15 protein-coding genes are annotated in these 17,887 nt (G+C 63.2%); 6 read left to right on the top strand and 9 right to left on the bottom strand.

The features are described 5' to 3' along the window. Positions 1-2 precede the first annotated feature (2 nt). The 4 genes from HU719_RS02140 to HU719_RS02155 form a co-directional block, all read right to left on the bottom strand. Positions 3-2,450 (bottom strand): RHS repeat-associated core domain-containing protein, encoded by a 2,448-nt coding sequence (locus HU719_RS02140; RefSeq protein WP_217843689.1) that lies wholly within the window; start codon positions 2,448-2,450, stop codon positions 3-5. Continuing rightward, on the bottom strand, positions 2,450-5,035 hold the full coding sequence (locus tag HU719_RS02145) for an RHS repeat domain-containing protein (RefSeq protein WP_186536287.1): 2,586 nt from the start codon (positions 5,033-5,035) through the stop codon (positions 2,450-2,452). Before HU719_RS02145 ends, HU719_RS02140 begins: the two co-directional genes overlap by 1 nt. A 69-nt stretch (positions 5,036-5,104) precedes the next feature. Beyond that, positions 5,105-6,049, bottom strand: a complete 945-nt coding sequence (locus HU719_RS02150; protein WP_186520327.1) for a hypothetical protein — start codon at positions 6,047-6,049, stop codon at positions 5,105-5,107. Between the two features lie 138 nt (positions 6,050-6,187). Beyond that, entirely contained in the window at positions 6,188-7,711 is a 1,524-nt protein-coding gene (locus HU719_RS02155) for a fumarate hydratase (RefSeq protein WP_186520326.1), read from the bottom strand. Positions 7,712-8,086: 375 nt separating this feature from the next. Between HU719_RS02155 and HU719_RS02160 the strand changes: the two genes are divergently transcribed. Beyond that, positions 8,087-9,007 carry an iron-sulfur-binding ferredoxin reductase gene (locus HU719_RS02160; protein ID WP_186520325.1) on the top strand — a complete coding sequence of 307 codons (921 nt, stop codon included), beginning with the start codon at positions 8,087-8,089 and terminating at the stop codon, positions 9,005-9,007. A gap of 94 nt (positions 9,008-9,101) precedes the next feature. Here the strand turns inward: HU719_RS02160 and pyk are convergent, their stop codons facing one another. After that, the gene (gene pyk / locus HU719_RS02165) at positions 9,102-10,556 is read right to left on the bottom strand and encodes a pyruvate kinase (RefSeq protein WP_186520324.1); all 1,455 of its coding nucleotides are present in this window, start codon (positions 10,554-10,556) and stop codon (positions 9,102-9,104) included. A gap of 255 nt (positions 10,557-10,811) precedes the next feature. Between pyk and HU719_RS02170 the strand changes: the two genes are divergently transcribed. The 3 genes from HU719_RS02170 to sbcB all read left to right on the top strand — a co-directional run bounded on the left by HU719_RS02170 (position 10,812) and on the right by sbcB (position 13,175). Next, entirely contained in the window at positions 10,812-11,198 is a 387-nt protein-coding gene (locus HU719_RS02170) for a tetratricopeptide repeat protein (RefSeq protein WP_186520323.1), read from the top strand. 124 nt (positions 11,199-11,322) lie between these two features. Continuing rightward, positions 11,323-11,682, top strand: coding sequence for a PilZ domain-containing protein (locus tag HU719_RS02175; protein WP_186520322.1), 360 nt, complete (start codon positions 11,323-11,325; stop codon positions 11,680-11,682). 62 nt (positions 11,683-11,744) lie between these two features. Further along, complete coding sequence (gene sbcB, locus HU719_RS02180; protein WP_186536285.1) at positions 11,745-13,175, top strand: exodeoxyribonuclease I; 1,431 nt, start codon at positions 11,745-11,747, stop codon at positions 13,173-13,175. A gap of 74 nt (positions 13,176-13,249) precedes the next feature. Here sbcB and mvaT read toward each other — a convergent pair whose 3' ends face one another. Next, positions 13,250-13,627, bottom strand: coding sequence for a histone-like nucleoid-structuring protein MvaT (gene mvaT / locus HU719_RS02185; RefSeq protein ID WP_186520320.1), 378 nt, complete (start codon positions 13,625-13,627; stop codon positions 13,250-13,252). Between the two features lie 297 nt (positions 13,628-13,924). Here mvaT and purU point away from each other — a divergent pair, with 297 nt between their 5' ends. Beyond that, positions 13,925-14,776: a formyltetrahydrofolate deformylase gene (gene purU / locus HU719_RS02190; RefSeq protein ID WP_186536283.1), complete on the top strand. Its 852-nt coding sequence runs from the start codon at positions 13,925-13,927 to the stop codon at positions 14,774-14,776. A gap of 2 nt (positions 14,777-14,778) precedes the next feature. Then, entirely contained in the window at positions 14,779-15,012 is a 234-nt protein-coding gene (locus tag HU719_RS23515) for a hypothetical protein (protein ID WP_225917094.1), read from the top strand. On the opposite strand, the gene gpgF is transcribed toward HU719_RS23515, so the two are convergent. From gpgF to gpgS, 3 genes are read right to left on the bottom strand one after another with little or no spacing between them, the layout of a single operon-like run. After that, on the bottom strand, positions 14,918-15,910 hold the full coding sequence (gpgF, locus tag HU719_RS02195; RefSeq protein ID WP_186536282.1) for a glucosaminyl phosphatidylglycerol flippase: 993 nt from the start codon (positions 15,908-15,910) through the stop codon (positions 14,918-14,920). The two genes, HU719_RS23515 and gpgF, sit on opposite strands and share 95 nt — an antisense overlap. Continuing rightward, positions 15,907-16,671 carry an N-acetylglucosaminyl phosphatidylglycerol deacetylase gene (gpgD, locus tag HU719_RS02200; RefSeq protein WP_186536281.1) on the bottom strand — a complete coding sequence of 255 codons (765 nt, stop codon included), beginning with the start codon at positions 16,669-16,671 and terminating at the stop codon, positions 15,907-15,909. The genes gpgF and gpgD overlap by 4 nt, the downstream gene beginning before the upstream one ends. After that, positions 16,664-17,785 (bottom strand): N-acetylglucosaminyl phosphatidylglycerol synthase, encoded by a 1,122-nt coding sequence (gene gpgS / locus HU719_RS02205; protein WP_496197691.1) that lies wholly within the window; start codon positions 17,783-17,785, stop codon positions 16,664-16,666. Before gpgS ends, gpgD begins: the two co-directional genes overlap by 8 nt. Positions 17,786-17,887 lie beyond the last annotated feature (102 nt).

Raw genomic sequence — 17,887 nt, forward strand, 5'->3', positions numbered from 1 at the left:
GTTCACTGGGGGAAATACAGCCTGCCAGTGGCGAGCTCGTACCCTGGGTCCAAGGCCGACGGGCCTTTTTGCCCCATGAGCCAGCGCATGAACGGCATCTTCTGTAGCGGAATGTTGAAATCCTTGCCGGTGTTGAGTGTTTCCAGCGTTGAATGAGGGAACACCGCGATTTTCTTGTCGTAGCCATAGACGGGGCGTCTCAGCACGTCTGCCACCCGCTGTGCGGCACCGCTTTTTCCGCCATGGCAGGCCAGCAGCACGATCGGCTGGCCCTCGGCGATGCCGGCAGTGACCAGGCGCGGGGCGATTTCCTTTAACGCCACATATTCCGGTGCCGCCGCCGCGCCCATGGCATTCATCAGCATGCCCTCGCGGGTGCCATGGGTTTCGAACCCGGCAAAGCCCTGCCCCCACAGATTCTTGTGGAAGGCGACATCCCGGTCGTGGCTGAACTGCTCGAAAATGATCTCGGCGCCTTTGCGGTGCGTGAACGCCGGCGTCGGCCCGCCAAGTGATTCGGTACTGGGCGTGCGGTAAACCGGTTTGCCGCCGGCTCTGCCCGCTCTGCGCGGCAGTTGCGCACTGGCGCGCGCAGCGCCGGGGATGAGGTTGACGGCAAGGCTGGCCACGCCTGTGCCTAGCGATACCCACCCCAGGATGCTGGCGGCTTGGCGGTCCTTGCCAGTGGCTTCAAGCGCCAGCGCTGCCACGCCGGTGCCTAACGAGATGGCATTCAGTGCGGCGCTGGCAATGGCCGCGACGCCGCTGGCACTGAGTGCGCCGATGCCGGCGCTGAACAGCGTCGCGAAGGCGGGCATTGCGGTGCCCAGGCTTGCAACCGTGGTTACAGCGGCCACCGCAAGACCGATGCCGGCAACCGTCCAAGTGACCCAACTGTGGCCGTCCGGGTCGATGCGGTTGATCGGGTCGCCGGCGCAGTAGGCGTAGGGGTTGATGCCTCCGCGCCCGAACGGGCTTTCGCTGTCGGGGCTGAGGAAGCACATCAGCAGCGGGTCGTAGGGGCGGTAGCCGTTGGGGATGTACCAGCCGGTCAGCGGCTCGCGGCGCAGGCCGGTGTAGCCGAATGGCATTTTTTCATCGCCTTTCTGCTCGGCACCGTGAGTGGTGTAACGGAGTTGGCGGATGGTGTCATCGGCTTCGATACGCACGCTACCCTGGCCGTCGCAGCCGAGCAGGGTGGTCTTGGCGATACCTTCGGCGACGCGGTTCAAGGCAAACAGATGCGCACCATCGCCGATCAGGTGCAGGCGGTCATCGCCACACTGTTCATGGGTTTGCTGACCGCCGCTGTAGAAACTGCGGGTGAGGGTGTCCTGCAACACTCGGTCACACAGCTTGCCGCTGGGGTCGTAGCGGTAGAGGCAGCTCTGGCCGTTGTAGTCGATGCGCTCCAGGCGGTCCTGGGCGTTCCAGGCCATGCTGCGGCCCAGGCTGTCGGAGATCACGCGGCCACAGGCGTCGTAGGTGAGGGTGATGGTTTGCGGCCAACTGGCATGGGTATGGCTGATCGCAACCACTTGGGTCGGATCGTCATCGGCATGGGTGAAGCTCGCCTGATCCGTGGTGTCATCGAGAAAGCGAGTCTCGATGCTTTGGTAGCCATCGAGTGCATTGAAGGTGAAGCGCTGTTCGGCAATGGGGTTGCCGAATGGGTCGTGCGGAGCGGCGTCGGCGTTGGCGGAGTAGTGCACCAGGCGGCCACGGCTGTCGTAGGCAAAGGTTTCCGCGCCGTTTTGCTCGCCGTCCTGCCAGGTGCGCGAGAGCACCTGGTCAAGGTCGGAGTAGAGCAGCGTCTGCACGATGACCCGCTCTTCACCGACGCCGTTAACGGTGAAGGTGCTGGTATGTTCGCGGCCCATGGCGTCGTAGGTGATCTGCTTTTCAAGCGTGCGCCCATCGTGTTGCGTGGTCAGGCTGATGGGGCGGGAAAATGCGTCGTAGGCAAACTGCGTGGTCACCTCGCCAACCGTCAGTTCAGTGACCCGACCCTGGGCGTCGAAGCTGCGCTTGTGCGGGGTGCCGCTCGTATCGGTGAAACCGAGCAGGGTGCCACCCAGTGACTCCTGCCAAGTGGTGGTGTGGGTCTGGCCATCCACTGTCCAGCTGTCGGCAAGGGGCTTGCCGGCGGCAGTGAACTGCCATTTCTGGCTGCCCAGCGCATTGCTGGCAGCGACAGGGCGACCGAGCAGAGGGTGGTATTCAAGGCGCTCGGGTGTCTGATCCTGCGCTTCGGTACTGAGCAGTGCATTGCCCAGTACGCCTTCGTAGACAAAGTCGATGCGTTTGCCATCGGCCAGGGTGTTGGCCGTAGGTGGCAGTTGCCCTGCGCGGTAGTGATACCCGGTCGTGCGCCCGGCAACCTGCACCGAGCGTTGACGGCCAAGCCCATCGAACGTCTGCTGGCCGCAGGTGTATGTTCCGCTGCCCATTATTGATCCCCTCCCGTTACGGTCAGGGCTTCGGGATGGTGGTCGTCGCTGTGCGCTGCGAACGTCCAGTTGATCGTGGTGCCGTCCGGCAGGCGTTTCTCGATCACCCGGCCATAGTGGTCGTAGCCCATCTGCGTGACGATTTCATCCATGCCGTCGACCTTGACCCGGTTTTCGATCACCCGGTCCAGGCCGTCGCGTACCCGTTTCAGGGTGCGTACCAGGCGCCCGGCACTGTCGAAATCCTGTTGTTCGAGCGCGTTGCCGGCGGCATTGCTCAGCACCACTTGGCGCGGCCCAGTGAGTTCTCCTGCGCTCTGCCACTGCTCACTGCGCAGGGTAACCGGGTCCATGCGCGTGTGGCTGGTCACGCCGTCCGGGCTGACTGTGCGTTCGCTGTGGCCCCAGTCACTGTAGTGGGTGGTGCTGGTCTGCGTCAGCGAGGTGTCGGCGTCGAGCCAGTCAATCGCGGTTTGCCGCGTGACCCGACCCAGCGCATCGTATTCGCTAAGGGCCACCTCGCGGAACACGCCGGGGGCATTGTCCAGGTCTTCGACCTCGATGCGCACTACACGGCCGTCGCCATCCAGCCACTGGCGTTTGCGCTGCCCGGTCACCTCGACCTCCTCGATCATCACCGGATTGTCAGTGCGCCCTTCCAGCGCCTGGATCGCGACGTTGTCGGCCAGGTGATAGTGGGCGCGGCGTTCACTTTGGTAGGGGCTATCGGCACAGCTAATGGAGCACACTACTCGGCCCAGCAGGTCGTATTCGTAACGGCTGCATGCGCCGCTGGCGCTGAGTTCCCACAGCGTCTGGCCGCTGGTCAGCGACTGCGCACGGCTGCTGCTGGAGCGGTTTTCATCGTCGTTTTCGAAGCCAGTGATGGTGGTCTGGGTGATCAGCGCGCCGTCCTTGACCTCGTAGTGGTAGTCGGTGGTCGTGGCCTTGTCGTTGAGCGTGGTGACCACCTTGTCTTCACGCGCGTAGGCGGGGCCGGGGGTGGTGATGTAGGTCTGTTCGGTGCGCTCGAAGACCTCGCCGCTGGCGTGGATCACGCCTTCCTCGCACGCAACCACGCTCAGGGCCGGCGCGCCTACGATCAGCGACGGCAGGGCGGTGTAGGTGTAGCGGGTCGCCAGCGCCTGGGCATCGCCGCTGGCCGGGGCGGGGATCACCACTTTGCTGCGCAGGTAGCGCACCATGCCCAGCGCATCGGCCGGGCAGCCCTCGGCCCCGGCGGCAGGGTAGTACTCGCAGGTTTCCCTGACCCCGCTTGGGTGGGTGACTTCGCTGACGTTGCCCCATTCGTCATAGGCGTAGCGGGTGGTTTCGCTGCGGCTGGCCTTGTCGTTGGCGTGATCGACGTAGGTGGTGATGGTCTCATGGGGCAATTGGCACCAGGCCGGTTGCTGTTCCCAGGTGAGCGCAGGGTCGACGCCGTAGTGGGTCTGCTTGATGGTTTCGCAGGCCTGGTTGCGGCTGGTTTCGCTGATCAGCAGGTGGAAGCGATTCCACACACGATGCACGCTGCCCAGCGCCTGGCCGGCCCCGTCGCTGAGCGTCTCGACGACCTCATACTGGTATTGGGCGTTGACCTGGTAAAGGTTGTCGCGTCCGCTCTTCCACTCGAACGCCTGGTCGCTGCCATAGCCGAGGAAGTTGTGCTCGCCGATCCACGCATAGCCGCGGTTGATCTCGTTGTGTTTGCCGGCGCTGACATGCGTCCACGAAAGCACCCGTGGTAGGCGCTTGAGCGGTGCATCATCTGGCAGTTTGTGGCCGTTGTCAGCGTCGGACCAGTGGACGGTGTCACGGCCTCCGAGCGGCCCGTTGATTACAGTCGGTAACAGCAGCTGTGCGTCACCAGCCACAGGGTGCGTGCCGTACTCGATGTCGAATGGCTGCGGTACGTTGGGCAACTGGATGCTGTTCAGGCGGTCATTGCTCAGCAGCAGCGTCAGCGAAGTGGCTTCGGCGTGGCCGGGACGCAGGTTGATTTTCACCGTGCTGGCGCCGACGTCGATTGCCAGCAAGGTATCCTGCTCGTCACGCACCTGCTCCAGTATGAAACCATCGTTGCCAAACGGCGCCCAGTCGAAGTACAGCGAGCGACCCTCAGCCGAGCGTAATTGCGCCAGCAGGTAGCGGGCGCTGTCCGGGCTCGCAGGGTGCAGGATCTCGCTCTCACCGGACTTGCGATCGACCCGGATGTCGCCATCGGCCTGATGGGTGACGATGAACGTCTTGAGCTTCTGGTCTGGCAGGGCCAGTTGGCCTTCGCCGGACAGCGTGGAGGCGTTGAGGTCGATGGCGAACTGCTCGCCCGAGCCCAGGCTGATGCGTGGATTGTCCTGGCTCAGATCGATTTCGCTGAGCGCCAGGTTCCAGCCGAAACCGTAGCCCCGGTTGCTCATCGAACTCAGCGTGCTGAAGGCCAGGCTCAGCGTCAGCGAAGGCCCGCACAGTTGGTTGGCCGGTGGCATGGGGAGCGCGATGGCCAAGGTGAATTGGCCGGTGCGGTGATCCACCCCGGTCTTCACGAAATCAAGAAAGTTGCTCGCTTGGGTATGTATCTCGGACATGCGGATGATCCTTGTGGACAATCGTCGGACAGCACCCCGGGCGGGGCGCTGCGTGCGTCACCGGCGGTTTCAGTTGGCCCTGAACTTGATGATTCGGCCGGAATCCTCGGTGAAGAACTCGATGTCCTGTTCGTTGCCATGCCGGTCGACCACCGTCCACAGGCTCTTGTCTTCATTGATGGAGTTGGACCATGCGTCGTAGAACCGCTGGTGGTACACGCACACCGCCATGTTGCCGGCCCGCGGAGTGAAGCGTCTGCCGTTGTAGTTGATATCCATCGGCGCGCCTTCGGCATAGGTGGTGACCTGGCAGATCTGGCTGTAATCGTTGATCAGCTCAAAGGAAAAGATCACGTGATCCCAGTTATTGCGCGTGTAGAAGGGTTCGCCAGATGGCACGGCGTGGGGGATGGATTCGACGATGCTATTGTTGGGGTCCCTGAAACCGAAGTAGCCGACATCGCAGTTCGTTTCCGCGTCGCGCATCTTGCCGGTGGCTGTCCTGAAACTGACCCGCTCTTGCATGTCCAGCTTGAACGCCGCTTCCGGGTGTCGCAGCGGGGTGATCGACTCGATCACCACCGATGACTGGAACGGCCCTGTATTCGTCATGAAGTGATTGTCCGTGTCCTTCCTGATCCCGGCATATATGGTGGTGAGTGAGCCTCCAGGTAGCGTCGAACTGAGATAGAAGCGGCGGCGCGCGGTCCTTTGCGAGGAGTTCATCAGCGGGCTGGGGGCGCCGCCACTGGCTGCGTAGTATTCGAAGCGCGGGTCGCGCTCGCTGTCCACGTGCAATTCCCCATCTGGCTGGAGTTCATTGGCGTTGTCATCGAAGATGAACAATTCGATCGACGCGATGGCGTTTTCGTCCACCTCTTCGCCGTCGCGCGGCTCGACAGTGACGGTAATCTCAACTTGCTGACGGCCGTTGGCGAAAACCCGGTTGGAGCTGGAGGTAATGTCCAGGCGCAGGCGGCTCAGCCACTGGTTGACTTTGATGGTATTGCTCATAGGTACTTCCTCTGTCGTGGAAGTGCCCGAGTTAATCGCCTGGGGGCCGGGTTCAGGGCATAGATAGTTATGCAGTGGCCAGCGGCAGGCGAAAAAAAACCGCTCACTGGGAGCGGTTTTCGGGGCTGGACGGCGGGCTTACTTGACTTCCACCGCCAGGCTTTGGGCAATCTTGCCCTGCCAAAGCGCCGGGCCGGTGATGTGCACCGACTCACCGTTGCTGTCGACCGCAACGGTCACCGGCATGTCCTTGACGTCGAACTCGTAGACCGCTTCCATGCCCAGCTCGGCAAAGGCCAGGACCTTCGACTTGCGGATGGCCTGGGCCACCAGGTAGGCAGCGCCGCCAACGGCCATCAGGTAAACAGCCTTGTTGTCCTTGATCGCCTCGATGGCGGTCGGGCCGCGCTCGGACTTGCCGATCATGCCCAGCAGGCCGGTTTGCTCGAGGATCTGGCGGGTGAACTTGTCCATGCGCGTGGCGGTGGTCGGGCCGGCTGGGCCTACCACTTCGTCACCCACCGGGTCGACTGGGCCGACGTAGTAGATGAAGCGGCCTTTGAGGTCTACCGGCAGCTCTTCGCCACGGTTGAGCATCTCGACCATGCGCTTGTGCGCCGCATCACGGCCGGTGAGCATCTTGCCGTTGAGCAGGATGGTCTCGCCTGGCTTCCAGCTGGCGACTTCTTCCGGGGTGATGTCGTCGAGGTTGACGCGACGTGCGCTCGGGCCTGCTTCCCAGACGATTTCCGGGTAGGCGTCCAGCGACGGCGCTTCAAGTTCGGCCGGGCCGTTGCCGTCGAGCACGAAGTGGGCGTGACGGGTGGCGGCGCAGTTGGGGATCATGCACACCGGCAGCGAAGCGGCGTGGGTCGGGTAGTCCATGATCTTGACGTCGAGCACGGTGGTCAGGCCGCCCAGACCCTGGGCGCCGATGCCCAGCTGGTTGACCTTCTCGAACAGCTCCAGGCGGATCTCTTCGAGGCGGTTTTGCGGGCCACGGGCTTTGAGTTCATGGATGTCGATGGACTCCATGAGCACTTCCTTGGCCATGACCGCCGCTTTTTCAGCGGTGCCGCCGATACCGATGCCCAGCATGCCAGGCGGGCACCAGCCAGCGCCCATGGTCGGCACGGTCTTCAATACCCAGTCGACGATCGAGTCGGACGGGTTGAGCATGGCCATCTTCGACTTGTTCTCCGAGCCGCCGCCTTTGGCTGCGACATCGACCTCGACCTTGTCGCCGGGCACGATGGAGTAGTGGATGACGGCCGGGGTGTTGTCCTTGGTGTTCTTGCGGGCACCGGCCGGGTCGGCCAGGATCGAGGCGCGCAGGACGTTCTCGGGCAGGTTGTAGGCGCGACGCACACCTTCGTTGATCATGTCGTCGACACTCATGGTGGCGCCGTCCCAACGCACGTCCATACCGACGCGGATGAACACGGTGACGATGCCGGTGTCCTGGCAGATCGGGCGGTGGCCGGTGGCGCACATGCGCGAGTTGATCAGGATCTGGGCGATCGAGTCACGCGCGGCAGGCGATTCTTCACGCAGGTAGGCTTCGTGCATCGCCTGGATGAAGTCGACGGGGTGGTAGTACGAAATGAATTGCAGGGCGTCGGCGACGCTCTGAATCAGGTCGTCTTGCTTGATCACGGTCATGCAGCGCGCTCCTCTTAAAGACGGGAACATTCGTAAAGGCATACCGACAACGCACACCGGTATGTCGGCAATGCCTGGCAAGGCGTCGGCTGGTCAGGCCGGCGCAAAAAGGCGCGGCAGTATACCGCAGGCCCGCAGCTGAAACACCTGCGGCGGCGCGGGACCAAGGTCGGCAGGTGGGTGGGCATCCTTTTTGCTGGTAGCGTTAGAATGCAAGGGCCCGCTACGCGCGCCATCGCAGGCTGGCGCCAGCTCCCACAGAGCCTGGGTCAACCCACAATATCGAGGCTGGGCAAATTCTCTGTGGGAGCTGGCGACAGCCTGCGATGGCCCGCGCGGCGGGCCCCAGGCACATCAGTCACTGGAGTCCCCTGAATGCCCGAACTACGCGTGGGCGAGCGCTGTTTTACCGTGCCGCCTGGCAGCAACCTGCTCGATGTGCTCAATGGCGCAGGTTGCGCCGTGCCCTACAGCTGCCGCGCCGGCAGTTGCCATGCGTGCCTGGTGCGCTGCCTTGACGGCCTGCCTGACGACGCCCGCCCCGAGGCCCTGAGCGCCGCGCAGCGCGAGCAGGGCTGGCGGCTGGCCTGCCAGTGCTCGGTGACGGGGGACCTGCAACTGGCGTTGTTCGACCCTCTGCAAGATGGCCTGCCGGCCACGGTCGCCGGGCTTGACTGGTTCGGCGATATCCTGCGCTTGCGCTTGCGCCCGGGGCGCGCACTGCGTTATCAGGCGGGCCAGCACCTGGTGCTATGGTGCGCCGACGTGGCCCGCCCGTATTCACTGGCCAGCATGCCCGGAGACGATGAACTGCTGGAGTTCCACCTGGACTGCGCCCGCCCCGGCGCCTTCAGCGACCGCGCCCGCCACCTGCACCTTGGCGCCGAACTGCGCCTTGGCGAGCTGCGCGGTGGCGCCTTGCACTACGACCCCGACTGGCAGGCGCGGCCACTGTGGCTGCTGGCAGCCGGCACGGGCCTGGCGCCATTGTGGGGCATTTTGCGCGAGGCCTTGCGTCAGGGCCATCAAGGGGAAATCAGGGTGATGCACGTGGCGCACACCCGTGCCGGGCATTACCTGGCTGAGGCTTTAGAGGCGATGGCGGGGGTCAAGGTTGAACTGGTGCTGGCTGAGCAGTTGGATGACGCGCTGGCCGGGCTGAAACTTGCGTCGCGCCAGACCATGGCTTTGCTGTGCGGTGCGCCGAGCACGGTCGAGCGCTTCGCCCGGCGCCTGTTCATTGCCGGGGTGCCGCGTAATCAGGTGCTGGCGGATGTGTTTGCCGAGCATGCTTGAGGCCCTGTAACGATCGCGGGGCAAGCCCGCCCCCACACGCTGTAGACAGTCGTTGTGGGAGCGGGCTTGCCCCGCGATTTGTGCTACCGACTAATCAACCGACCAGCGGATCACCGACGTGCAGGATCTTCATGCCGTTGGTGCCACCAATGGTGTGGTAGCTGTCGCCCTTGGTCAGGATGACCCAGTCGCCCTGTTGCACCAGGCCGCGCTTGAGCAGTTCGTCCACAGCCGCCTGGCTGACCTTGTCGGCCGGCAGCGAAGCCGGGTCGAAGGCGATTGGATAGACGCCACGGAACATCGATGCACGGGCTTGGGTAGCGCGGTGCGGCGACAGGGCGAAGATCGGCACGTGCGAACGCAGGCGCGACATGATCAGCGGGGTGTAGCCACTTTCGGTAAGGGCGATGATCGCCTTGACGCCGGGGAAGTGGTTGGCGGTGTACATCGCGGCCAGGGCGATGCTCTCGTCGCAACGCTCGAAGGTGGTGTGCAGGCGGTGGCTGGACTTCTGGTTGGTCGGGTGCTTTTCAGCGCCCTGGCAGATGCGCGCCATGGCCTGTACGGCTTCGATCGGGTAGAGGCCAGCAGCACTTTCCGCCGACAGCATCACCGCATCGGTGTTGTCGAGCACGGCGTTGGCAACGTCCGACACTTCAGCGCGGGTCGGCATCGGGTTCTGGATCATCGACTCCATCATCTGGGTCGCCACGATTACCGCTTTATTGTTGCGGCGAGCGTGCTGGATGATCTTTTTCTGGATACCGATCAGCTCGGCGTCACCGATTTCCACGCCGAGGTCGCCACGGGCAACCATGACTGCGTCGGAAGCGGCGATCAGCGCGTCGAGGGTTTCGTCGTCGGCAACCGCTTCGGCGCGTTCGATCTTGGCCACCAGCCAGGCGCTGCCGCCGGACTCGTCACGCAGCTTGCGGGCGTATTCCATGTCCTTGGCATCACGCGGGAAGGAAACGGCCAGGTAGTCCAGGTCCATTTCGGCTGCCAGCTTGATGTCGGCCTTGTCTTTCTCGGTCAGGGCCGGTGCGGTCAGGCCGCCACCTTTGCGGTTGATGCCTTTGTGGTCGGACAGCGGGCCGCCGACCAGCACGACGCAGTGCAGGGCATCGCTGGTGGCCGTTTCAACGCGCATGACCACGCGGCCGTCGTCGAGCAGCAGCTCGTCGCCAACACCGCAGTCCTTGACCAGGTCGGGATAATCGATACCGACGATATCCTGGTTGCCTTCGGTGAGCGGGTGGGCGGTGGAGAAGGTGAAGGTGTCACCGATTTTCAGTTCGATGCGCTTGTTGCTGAACTTGGCGATGCGGATCTTCGGACCCTGCAGGTCGCCCAGCAGCGCGACGTGGCGGCCATTCTTGGCGGCGATCTCGCGGATCAGGCGGGCACGGGCCTTGTGCTCGTCCGGCGTGCCGTGGGAGAAGTTCAGACGTGCCACGTCGAGACCCGCAAGGATCAGCTGTTCGATCACTTCCGGCGAATTGCTGGCGGGGCCAAGGGTGGCAACGATTTTGGTACGGCGGATGGTCATGCACAGACTCCTATAGTGAAGCGCAGCGAAAGGCTACTCCTGAATCTCGCTGTAGTCATTGTTCCGTTGCACTACGTGGGCGCAGAATCAGCAGTCGGATGCACGCTTTGAGCTGCAAGCTACGAGCTTCACGCTACAAGCAGATGGCAGCGGCTTGGAGTCTTGCAGCTTGCAGCTTGAAACTTGCAGCTTTCACCGCGCCGCTGGAGAATTCGCGAAAGGCGCCGATACACCTGGTATCCAAGGAGAATTCCCATGCGCACCCTGATCGTTTTGACCATGGCGGCCAGTGTCGTCGGCTGTACCCGCTGGTCCATGGACCACCATCTGAACAACGCCTACCGCGCCTACGACCGCGGTGACTGCTCGCGGGTCATGCTGGAGCTGTCGCAGGTCGACCGCACCAGCCGCTCGCGGCCGTTCATCCACCCTGAGGTCTCGCTGCTGCGTGGCCAATGCCTGGAACGCCAGAAGCTGTACGTCGACGCGGCGCAGACCTACCAGTTCATGCTCCAGCAGTACCCGCGCAACGAGTACAGCTACCGCGCCCAGGCACGCCTGCAGACCCTTGAAAAACTCGGCCATCTGCGCGGTAACGAAGCGGCGGTCGCCAACCCGGTCAACGCAACACCTTGGCGTTAATCCCAAGGTGTTGATGATTTCATGGAAATCACGCACCGGGCTGCGCTAGTCTTCATATCAAGTAGTCATCATTACTGCCAGTTCCGTGTATTCCTGGCTCCAGGTACAGGATCGCGCTTATCCCATGTTTGTAGAACGCCATATAGAACGTCATCAACTGCCTTGTGTGCTGAAGGTATTCAACCGGTTTACCGACCAGCAGATCGGCTTGCTGGGCAATGCCTCGGAAGACGGGCTGATGGTTATCAGCCACCTGCCCATGCTGGTTGGCCCCGACTTCGAGCTGCAACTGCGCGTGCCGCTGGCCGGCGGCGGGGTGCAGTTCATCAACCTGACTGCCAGTTGCCTGTGGTGCCGTGAAGACGAGACCCCCGGGCATTACGATGCAGGCTTCATGCTGTTGCAGGCACCGCCCGAATACGACGCGTTCGTGCGTTCGCTGCGGGACTTTTTCAGCTTCAACCCCGCCAACGCATCTGCGTGAATGCTGGCCGCGGCCCGCCGTGGGCCGCTAGACTCTGGTCGACCTAGTTACAGGACGACCCCGTGAGCTCCAGCATTTTCTGGCACGACTACGAAACCACCGGTATCAACCCGCGCAACGACCGCCCGTTGCAGATGGCCGGTGTGCGCACCGACTTCGACCTCAACGAGATCGAGGCACCGGTCAACCTGTATTGCCGCCCAAGCGACGATATTCTGCCGCACCCGGCTGCGTGCCTGGTGACCGGCATTACCCCGCAACAATTGGCCAGCCACGGGCTGTGCGAAGCCGAGTTCATGACCCGCGTGCATGCCGAACTGGCTCGCCCAGGTACGTGCGGCGCGGGCTACAACACGCTGCGCTTCGACGATGAAGTGACCCGTTACAGTTTGTATCGCAACTTTTTCGACCCCTACGGGCGTGAATGGCAGGGCGGCAACAGCCGCTGGGACCTGATCGACATCGTGCGCACCGCCTACGCCCTGCGCCCCGAAGGCATCGTCTGGCCGCAACAGGATGGCCGCACCAGCCTGCGCCTGGAACTGCTGAGCAAGGCCAACGGCCTGGAGCACGGGCATGCCCACGAGGCACTTTCCGACGTACGGGCCACTATCGCTTTGGCACGCCTGATCCGCGACCGGCAGCCTAATTTGTATGACTGGCTGTTCCAGTTGCGCAGCAAACACAAAGTAATGGACCAGATTCGTTTGTTACAGCCTCTGGTACATGTGTCCGGGCGTTTCTCTGCACAACGCAGTTACATCGGTGTTGTCTTGCCGCTGGCGTGGCACCCGCGTAACCGTAATGCCCTGATTGTTTGCGACTTGGGCCAGCAGAGCGCACCGCTGTTGCATGAAAGTGCCGAAACATTGCGTGAGCGTTTGTACCAACGGCGTGAGGAAATGCCTGATGGACAATTGCCGGTTCCGCTGAAGTTGCTGCACATCAATCGTTGCCCGGTAGTGGCGCCCTTGTCGGTGATTCGCCCGGCCGACCAACAACGGCTGGGGCTGGATATGTCGGCATTGCAGGCACATGCCGAACAGCTAGCCAGCCAGCAATCGGTCTGGCTCGACAAGCTTGAAGTGATTTACCAAGAAGAAGGTTTTGCCCAAAGCGAAGACCCTGAGCAGCAACTGTATGACGGGTTTATCGGTGATCGCGACCGCCGCTTGTGCGAACAGGTGCGCACTGCCGACCCTGAGCAATTGGCCAGCGGGCAGTGGATGTTCGACGATGCCCGTTTGCCAGAGCTGTTGTTCCGTTATCGCGCCCGCAACTTTGCAGGCACCTTGAACGCGCCGGAGTTGGCGCGTTGGCAGCACTTCTGTGGGCAGCGCCTGAGCGACCCGCAGTGGGGCGCACCGAATACTATCGAGGCGTTCGAAGTGGCGTGCCAGAGCCGCTGGCAGGAGGCGGGTGACGCGGGACGGCAAGTATTGCAGGCGTGGCTTGCACACTGCGGGCAATTGAAAACCCGCTATGCCTTGTGAGTAAAACGGATAAATGGAAAACGCCGGCAAGTGCCGGCGTTTTCATGTTGATACCGAGGCGCTGAGGGCCTGGATCAGTCCAGCAGGGTCGCCCAGCCTTCAACGACGTCGCCGCCCCACTTGGCTTTCCACTCTTTCAGAGTTTTGTGGTTGCCACCCTTGGTTTCAATAACTTCGCCGTTGTGCGGGTTCTTGTACTGCTTGACCTTGCGCGCGCGCTTGGTGGTCACTGCCTTGGCGGCGCCACGTGGGCCTTTGCTCAGTTTGCTTTCTGGGTCGAGCAGGGCGATGACGTCGCGCAGCGACTTGGAGTATTCGCCCATCAGGGTGCGCAGTTTGCCTTCGAATTCCAGCTCTTTCTTCAGCTTGTCATCTTGCGACAGATTGGCCAGACGGGCCTGAAGTTCTTTGATGGCTTCTTCGGTGGCGCGGTATTCGTTGATCAGGGACATGGATGTTCCTATAAAGTCGTTAGAAGGAAGACAGTACCGGCAATAATAGACAGCCCCTACACCCAAGTAAACAATTAAACGTATTGATTCATTTAACAACCGCGTGGGCCAGACCTGTAATAGGTTAAGAAAAATTTACATACGGTTAAGGCCAATGGCCATATCCCTGTCAGCCATAGGGAAACGCCCGGGCCGACAGGGCCGAGGCAAATTAGCCGATGGCGTGGAGAACACTACTGCGTTTTTGCCGGCAGGCCGCTAGAATGTGCCCCTTTGCGAAGTTCTGGAGCTTTTCTCATGCGCACCTTTCGACTGGTGATTGCCTGCCCCGACCGCGTCGGCATCGTGGCAAAAGTCAGTAATTTCCTGGCCCTGTATAACGGCTGGATCAACGAAGCCAGCCATCATTCCGATGAGCAAAGCGGTTGGTTCTTCATGCGCCATGAAATCCGCGCTGAATCGCTGCCCTTCGGTCTTGAGGCATTGCGCGAAGCCTTTGCGCCAATCGCCGAAGAGTTCTCCATGACCTGGCGTATCACCGACTCTGCGCAGAAAAAGCGCGTGGTGCTGATGGCCAGCCGCGAGTCCCACTGCCTGGCCGACCTGCTGCACCGCTGGCATACCAACGAACTGGACTGCGAGATCCCTTGCGTGATCTCCAACCACAACGACCTGCGCAGCATGGTCGAGTGGCATGGCATTCCGTTCTTCCATGTGCCGGTTGACCCCAAGGACAAGGCCCCAGCCTTTGCCGAGGTGTCGCGCCTGGTCGAAGAGCACGGCGCCGATGTCGTGGTGCTGGCGCGCTACATGCAGATCCTGCCGCCACAGCTGTGCCGTGACTACGCCGAAAAAGTCATCAACATCCACCACAGCTTCCTGCCGTCGTTCGTTGGCGCCAAACCGTATCACCAGGCCTCCCTGCGCGGCGTCAAGCTGATCGGCGCGACTTGCCACTACGTGACTGAAGAACTCGACGCCGGCCCGATCATCGAGCAGGACGTGGTGCGCGTCAGCCACGCTGACAGCATTGAAGACATGGTGCGTTTCGGCCGTGACGTCGAGAAGATGGTGCTGGCCCGCGGCCTGCGCTACCACCTCGAAGACCGCGTGCTGGTGCACGGCAACAAGACTGTGGTGTTCGACTAAGCATGGCCGACCCTCGCGACAAGGCCGGCGCCTCGGTGCCGCCCACCGTGGGCGAGGGTTGCCTGGCGCGCTTCGACCCCGATGCCCTGGGCGAGGAAGACGGCACCGAGTTCCCCGGTGCCGCCGAACTGTGGCAAGCGCTCAACCCGCCTGGCCCCGCCAACGCGCCAGCAACGGGCGCGCCAGCAGGCAAACGAACACCGGCCCACCCGCCAGCAGATAAAAGTAGTACGTAACGGCCCGCCAGATGAGGATCGCCGCAGCGGCGGTCGAACTCCCCACCAGCGGCGCCAGCAAGGTCGCCGACGTCAGCTCCGCAGCCCCGGCACCGCCCGGTAGCAGGCTGAACTGGCCGGCACTGAGTGCCAGCATCTGCACCAGAAAGCTCGGGATCCACGCAAGGTCTACGCCCAACCCCTGCAACACCAGGTACAGCACGCTGTAGCGCAGGCTCCAGTGCGCGCACGTGAGCGTGAACACCAGGGCCAAGGTGCGTTTGGGCAGCCGCCAGGTGTCGGCCAGGGCGTGAATGAACCGCAACAGTTTGCGCGCCCAGCGCCGCCGCCTGTGCTCAGCTACGCCCAGGCGGCGCAGCAGGTTGCCGCTGGCGCGTATCAGTTGGCGGCGCCAGCGCAACAGGGCGAGCACGCATGCTAATGCCGCACACAGCAGCAGGGCACTGCCCAACAGCATGCTTTGCTGGCTGTGGCCCAGACGATGGAACAGCGCGTATCCGGCGATAGCCAGCATGGCGCAGAAGAAGAACACCAGGTCATTGAGTTGATCCATGGCGAATACCGCGCCACTGCGTGAAGCGGGGATGCGCTCGCGGTGCAGCAAGGCCATCAGCGTCAAGGGCCCGCCGCTGCCGCCAGGGGTGGTGCAGATGGCAAATTCGGTCGCCATCACCACCCCCAGGCTGCGCAACTGACCAACCCGTTCGCCCTGTTGGCCCAGCAGCAGGCGCAGGCGCTGCGCGTTGATCACCCAACACAGCACGATCATCCCCAGCAACAGCAGCATCAGGCCGGGGGAGAAGGTGGCAAGGCGCGGCAGCAACTCGCTGCCGCCGAGCAGCGCCGGCACCAGTAGCGCCAGCAGCAGCGCAAGCCCCAGCCAGGCGAAGCGGTTCACGACGCGACCTGACGGTCCAGCCAGGCCGACTTGGTCAGCGGCTCGCGGCCTTCGGCCAGCAGTGACTGCAAAGTTTCGAGCCAATAGTTGCGCGCGCTCGGGTGGCGCATGTCGACCGGGTGCAGCCCAAGGCGCAGAGTGTCGGCCTGCTGCCAGCGCCGAATCTGCCAGTCGCTGAGCACCTTCGACAGGCCGCGGCGCCATGCACTGCGCGCGCTCCAGACCAGCCCAGGGGCGTCGATGGCGGTGAACTCAGGTAGGCGATACAGATGCTGCGGCGTGCTGGTGTAGCGCAGCGGCAGTTGGCGCAGGGCCTGGCGCGTGCCTTCGCTCATCAGCCAGGCCGGGGCTACGAAGCCTGCTACTGGCCAGCCGTGGCTGTGGAACACCTCCAGCCCCGCTTGCAGGCGCTGTAGGGCCTGGTCTTGGTCCAGGCCGTAGAACTCGCCTTCGTGGGTGTACACCCGGCGCATGAAGAAATCCCGCGGCCCGCGCGGTAGCGGGCCGTCGTCTGCGTGGTAGTAGCCATGCAGGGCCAGTTCGTCACCCTGCGCCAGCCGCCGCTCCAGCAGGCGGCAGAAGGCGGGCGAATGCTTGAGCGCGTTGCGGTGGTGAAAGTCCGGCACCACCAGCCAGGTCATGGGCACATCGCCCAGTTGGTCCACCGCCTCCACGAACGGCTGGTAGTCCGGCCAGGTTTCCGGCGCCACATCGTGCAGCACCAGCATGACGCTGCGTTTGCGTTGGCTGGCTTCACGCATGGGCATGTACCAACGGCTGGTGGTGGCCGAGCACGGCCTGATAGTGCTGAAGCAGGCCGCTGACCACGGTGTCCCAGCTGTAGTGATGCTCGACGTGGCGCCTGGCCTGGTCGCCCAAGGTGCGCACGCCGGCTTCGAATACTTCGCGTACCGCCTGAGCCATGGCCTGCGCGTCGTTGGGCCGGCACAGGCGCCCGCATTGGTCGTTGACCAACTCGCCAAAGGCGCCGGCGTTGACCGCAACCACCGGGGTGGCGCTGGCCATGGCTTCGAGAATCACCAGGCCGAAGGTTTCCTGATCGCCGGCATGCACCAGCAGGTCGGCGCTGGCCAGCAGCCGGGCGACCTGGGCGGGCGGGCAGAAGTGGTCGATCACGCTGACGTTGGCCGGTACTGCAGCCGGCATGCTCGAGCCCACCAGCAGCAGATGGTAATCGGCGCCCAGCGCGCGCATGCAGTCGAGCAGCACGGGCAGGTTTTTCTCGCGCGAGCCGCGCCCTGCAAATACCAGCAGCCGGGTGCTGTCGGCAATGCCCAGCTCGGCCCGCAGGCCAGGGTCGCGCTGCTCGGGGTTGAACAGCGCAAGGTCCACGCCCAGACGCTGCACATGCACCTCTTTGACCCCCAGCCGGCGCAGCTTGTCGGCCATGACCTGGCTTGGCGCCAGCACCCGGTCGAAGTTGCCGTAGAGCTTGCTGACGTACGCCTCGACATTGGGCGTGAACCAGTTGCCCATGCGGTTGCTGACCAGCAACGGCAGGTCGGAGTGGTAGAAGCCGATCACCGGCACGTCGAGCTGGCGCCGCGCTTCAAGGGCGGCCCACGCCGTCAGGTAGGGGTCGCCCACCTCGATCAGGTCCGGTTGCAGGCGGCGCAGCTCTTTGCACCAGGGTGCCAGGCGCAGCGGAAAGCGGTAGCCGTTGCCGAAGGGCAGGGGAGGCGCGGGTACATGGTAGATGCCGTCGGCATGGCTGGCGCTACGGCCGGGTATCAGCAGGCTGTGGCGTACGCCGGGCATGGCATCGAGGCGGTGGTGTTTGGCATCAAGATAGGTACGTACGCCCCCACTGGCAGGGGCGTAGAACATGGTGATGTCGGCGATGTGCACGATCAGCGTCCCTCCGGGATCGTCTTCGGGTCTGTCATCCGGCTGCAACAAGCCGGAGTGACGCGCCTAAGGATTGACCTTTTGGAAGGATAGTTTGTTCGATCGGAA

This window comes from Pseudomonas farsensis, from assembly GCF_014268805.2.
Taxonomy (GTDB): domain Bacteria; phylum Pseudomonadota; class Gammaproteobacteria; order Pseudomonadales; family Pseudomonadaceae; genus Aquipseudomonas; species Aquipseudomonas farsensis.

What these genes read in the sequence shown, in the direction of transcription:
- HU719_RS02170 (WP_186520323.1), top strand. Translation starts at nt 10,812, where the DNA reads ATGCGCACCCTGATCGTTTTGACCATGGCGGCCAGTGTCGTCGGCTGT.
- HU719_RS02145 (WP_186536287.1), bottom strand. Translation starts at nt 5,035, where the DNA reads ATGTCCGAGATACATACCCAAGCGAGCAACTTTCTTGATTTCGTGAAG.
- HU719_RS02150 (WP_186520327.1), bottom strand. Translation starts at nt 6,049, where the DNA reads ATGAGCAATACCATCAAAGTCAACCAGTGGCTGAGCCGCCTGCGCCTG.
- HU719_RS23515 (WP_225917094.1), top strand. Translation starts at nt 14,779, where the DNA reads ATGGCCGACCCTCGCGACAAGGCCGGCGCCTCGGTGCCGCCCACCGTG.
- HU719_RS02175 (WP_186520322.1), top strand. Translation starts at nt 11,323, where the DNA reads ATGTTTGTAGAACGCCATATAGAACGTCATCAACTGCCTTGTGTGCTG.
- gpgD (WP_186536281.1), bottom strand. Translation starts at nt 16,671, where the DNA reads ATGCGTGAAGCCAGCCAACGCAAACGCAGCGTCATGCTGGTGCTGCAC.
- HU719_RS02140 (WP_217843689.1), bottom strand. Translation starts at nt 2,450, where the DNA reads ATGGGCAGCGGAACATACACCTGCGGCCAGCAGACGTTCGATGGGCTT.
- pyk (WP_186520324.1), bottom strand. Translation starts at nt 10,556, where the DNA reads ATGACCATCCGCCGTACCAAAATCGTTGCCACCCTTGGCCCCGCCAGC.
- HU719_RS02160 (WP_186520325.1), top strand. Translation starts at nt 8,087, where the DNA reads ATGCCCGAACTACGCGTGGGCGAGCGCTGTTTTACCGTGCCGCCTGGC.
- purU (WP_186536283.1), top strand. Translation starts at nt 13,925, where the DNA reads ATGCGCACCTTTCGACTGGTGATTGCCTGCCCCGACCGCGTCGGCATC.
- HU719_RS02155 (WP_186520326.1), bottom strand. Translation starts at nt 7,711, where the DNA reads ATGACCGTGATCAAGCAAGACGACCTGATTCAGAGCGTCGCCGACGCC.
- mvaT (WP_186520320.1), bottom strand. Translation starts at nt 13,627, where the DNA reads ATGTCCCTGATCAACGAATACCGCGCCACCGAAGAAGCCATCAAAGAA.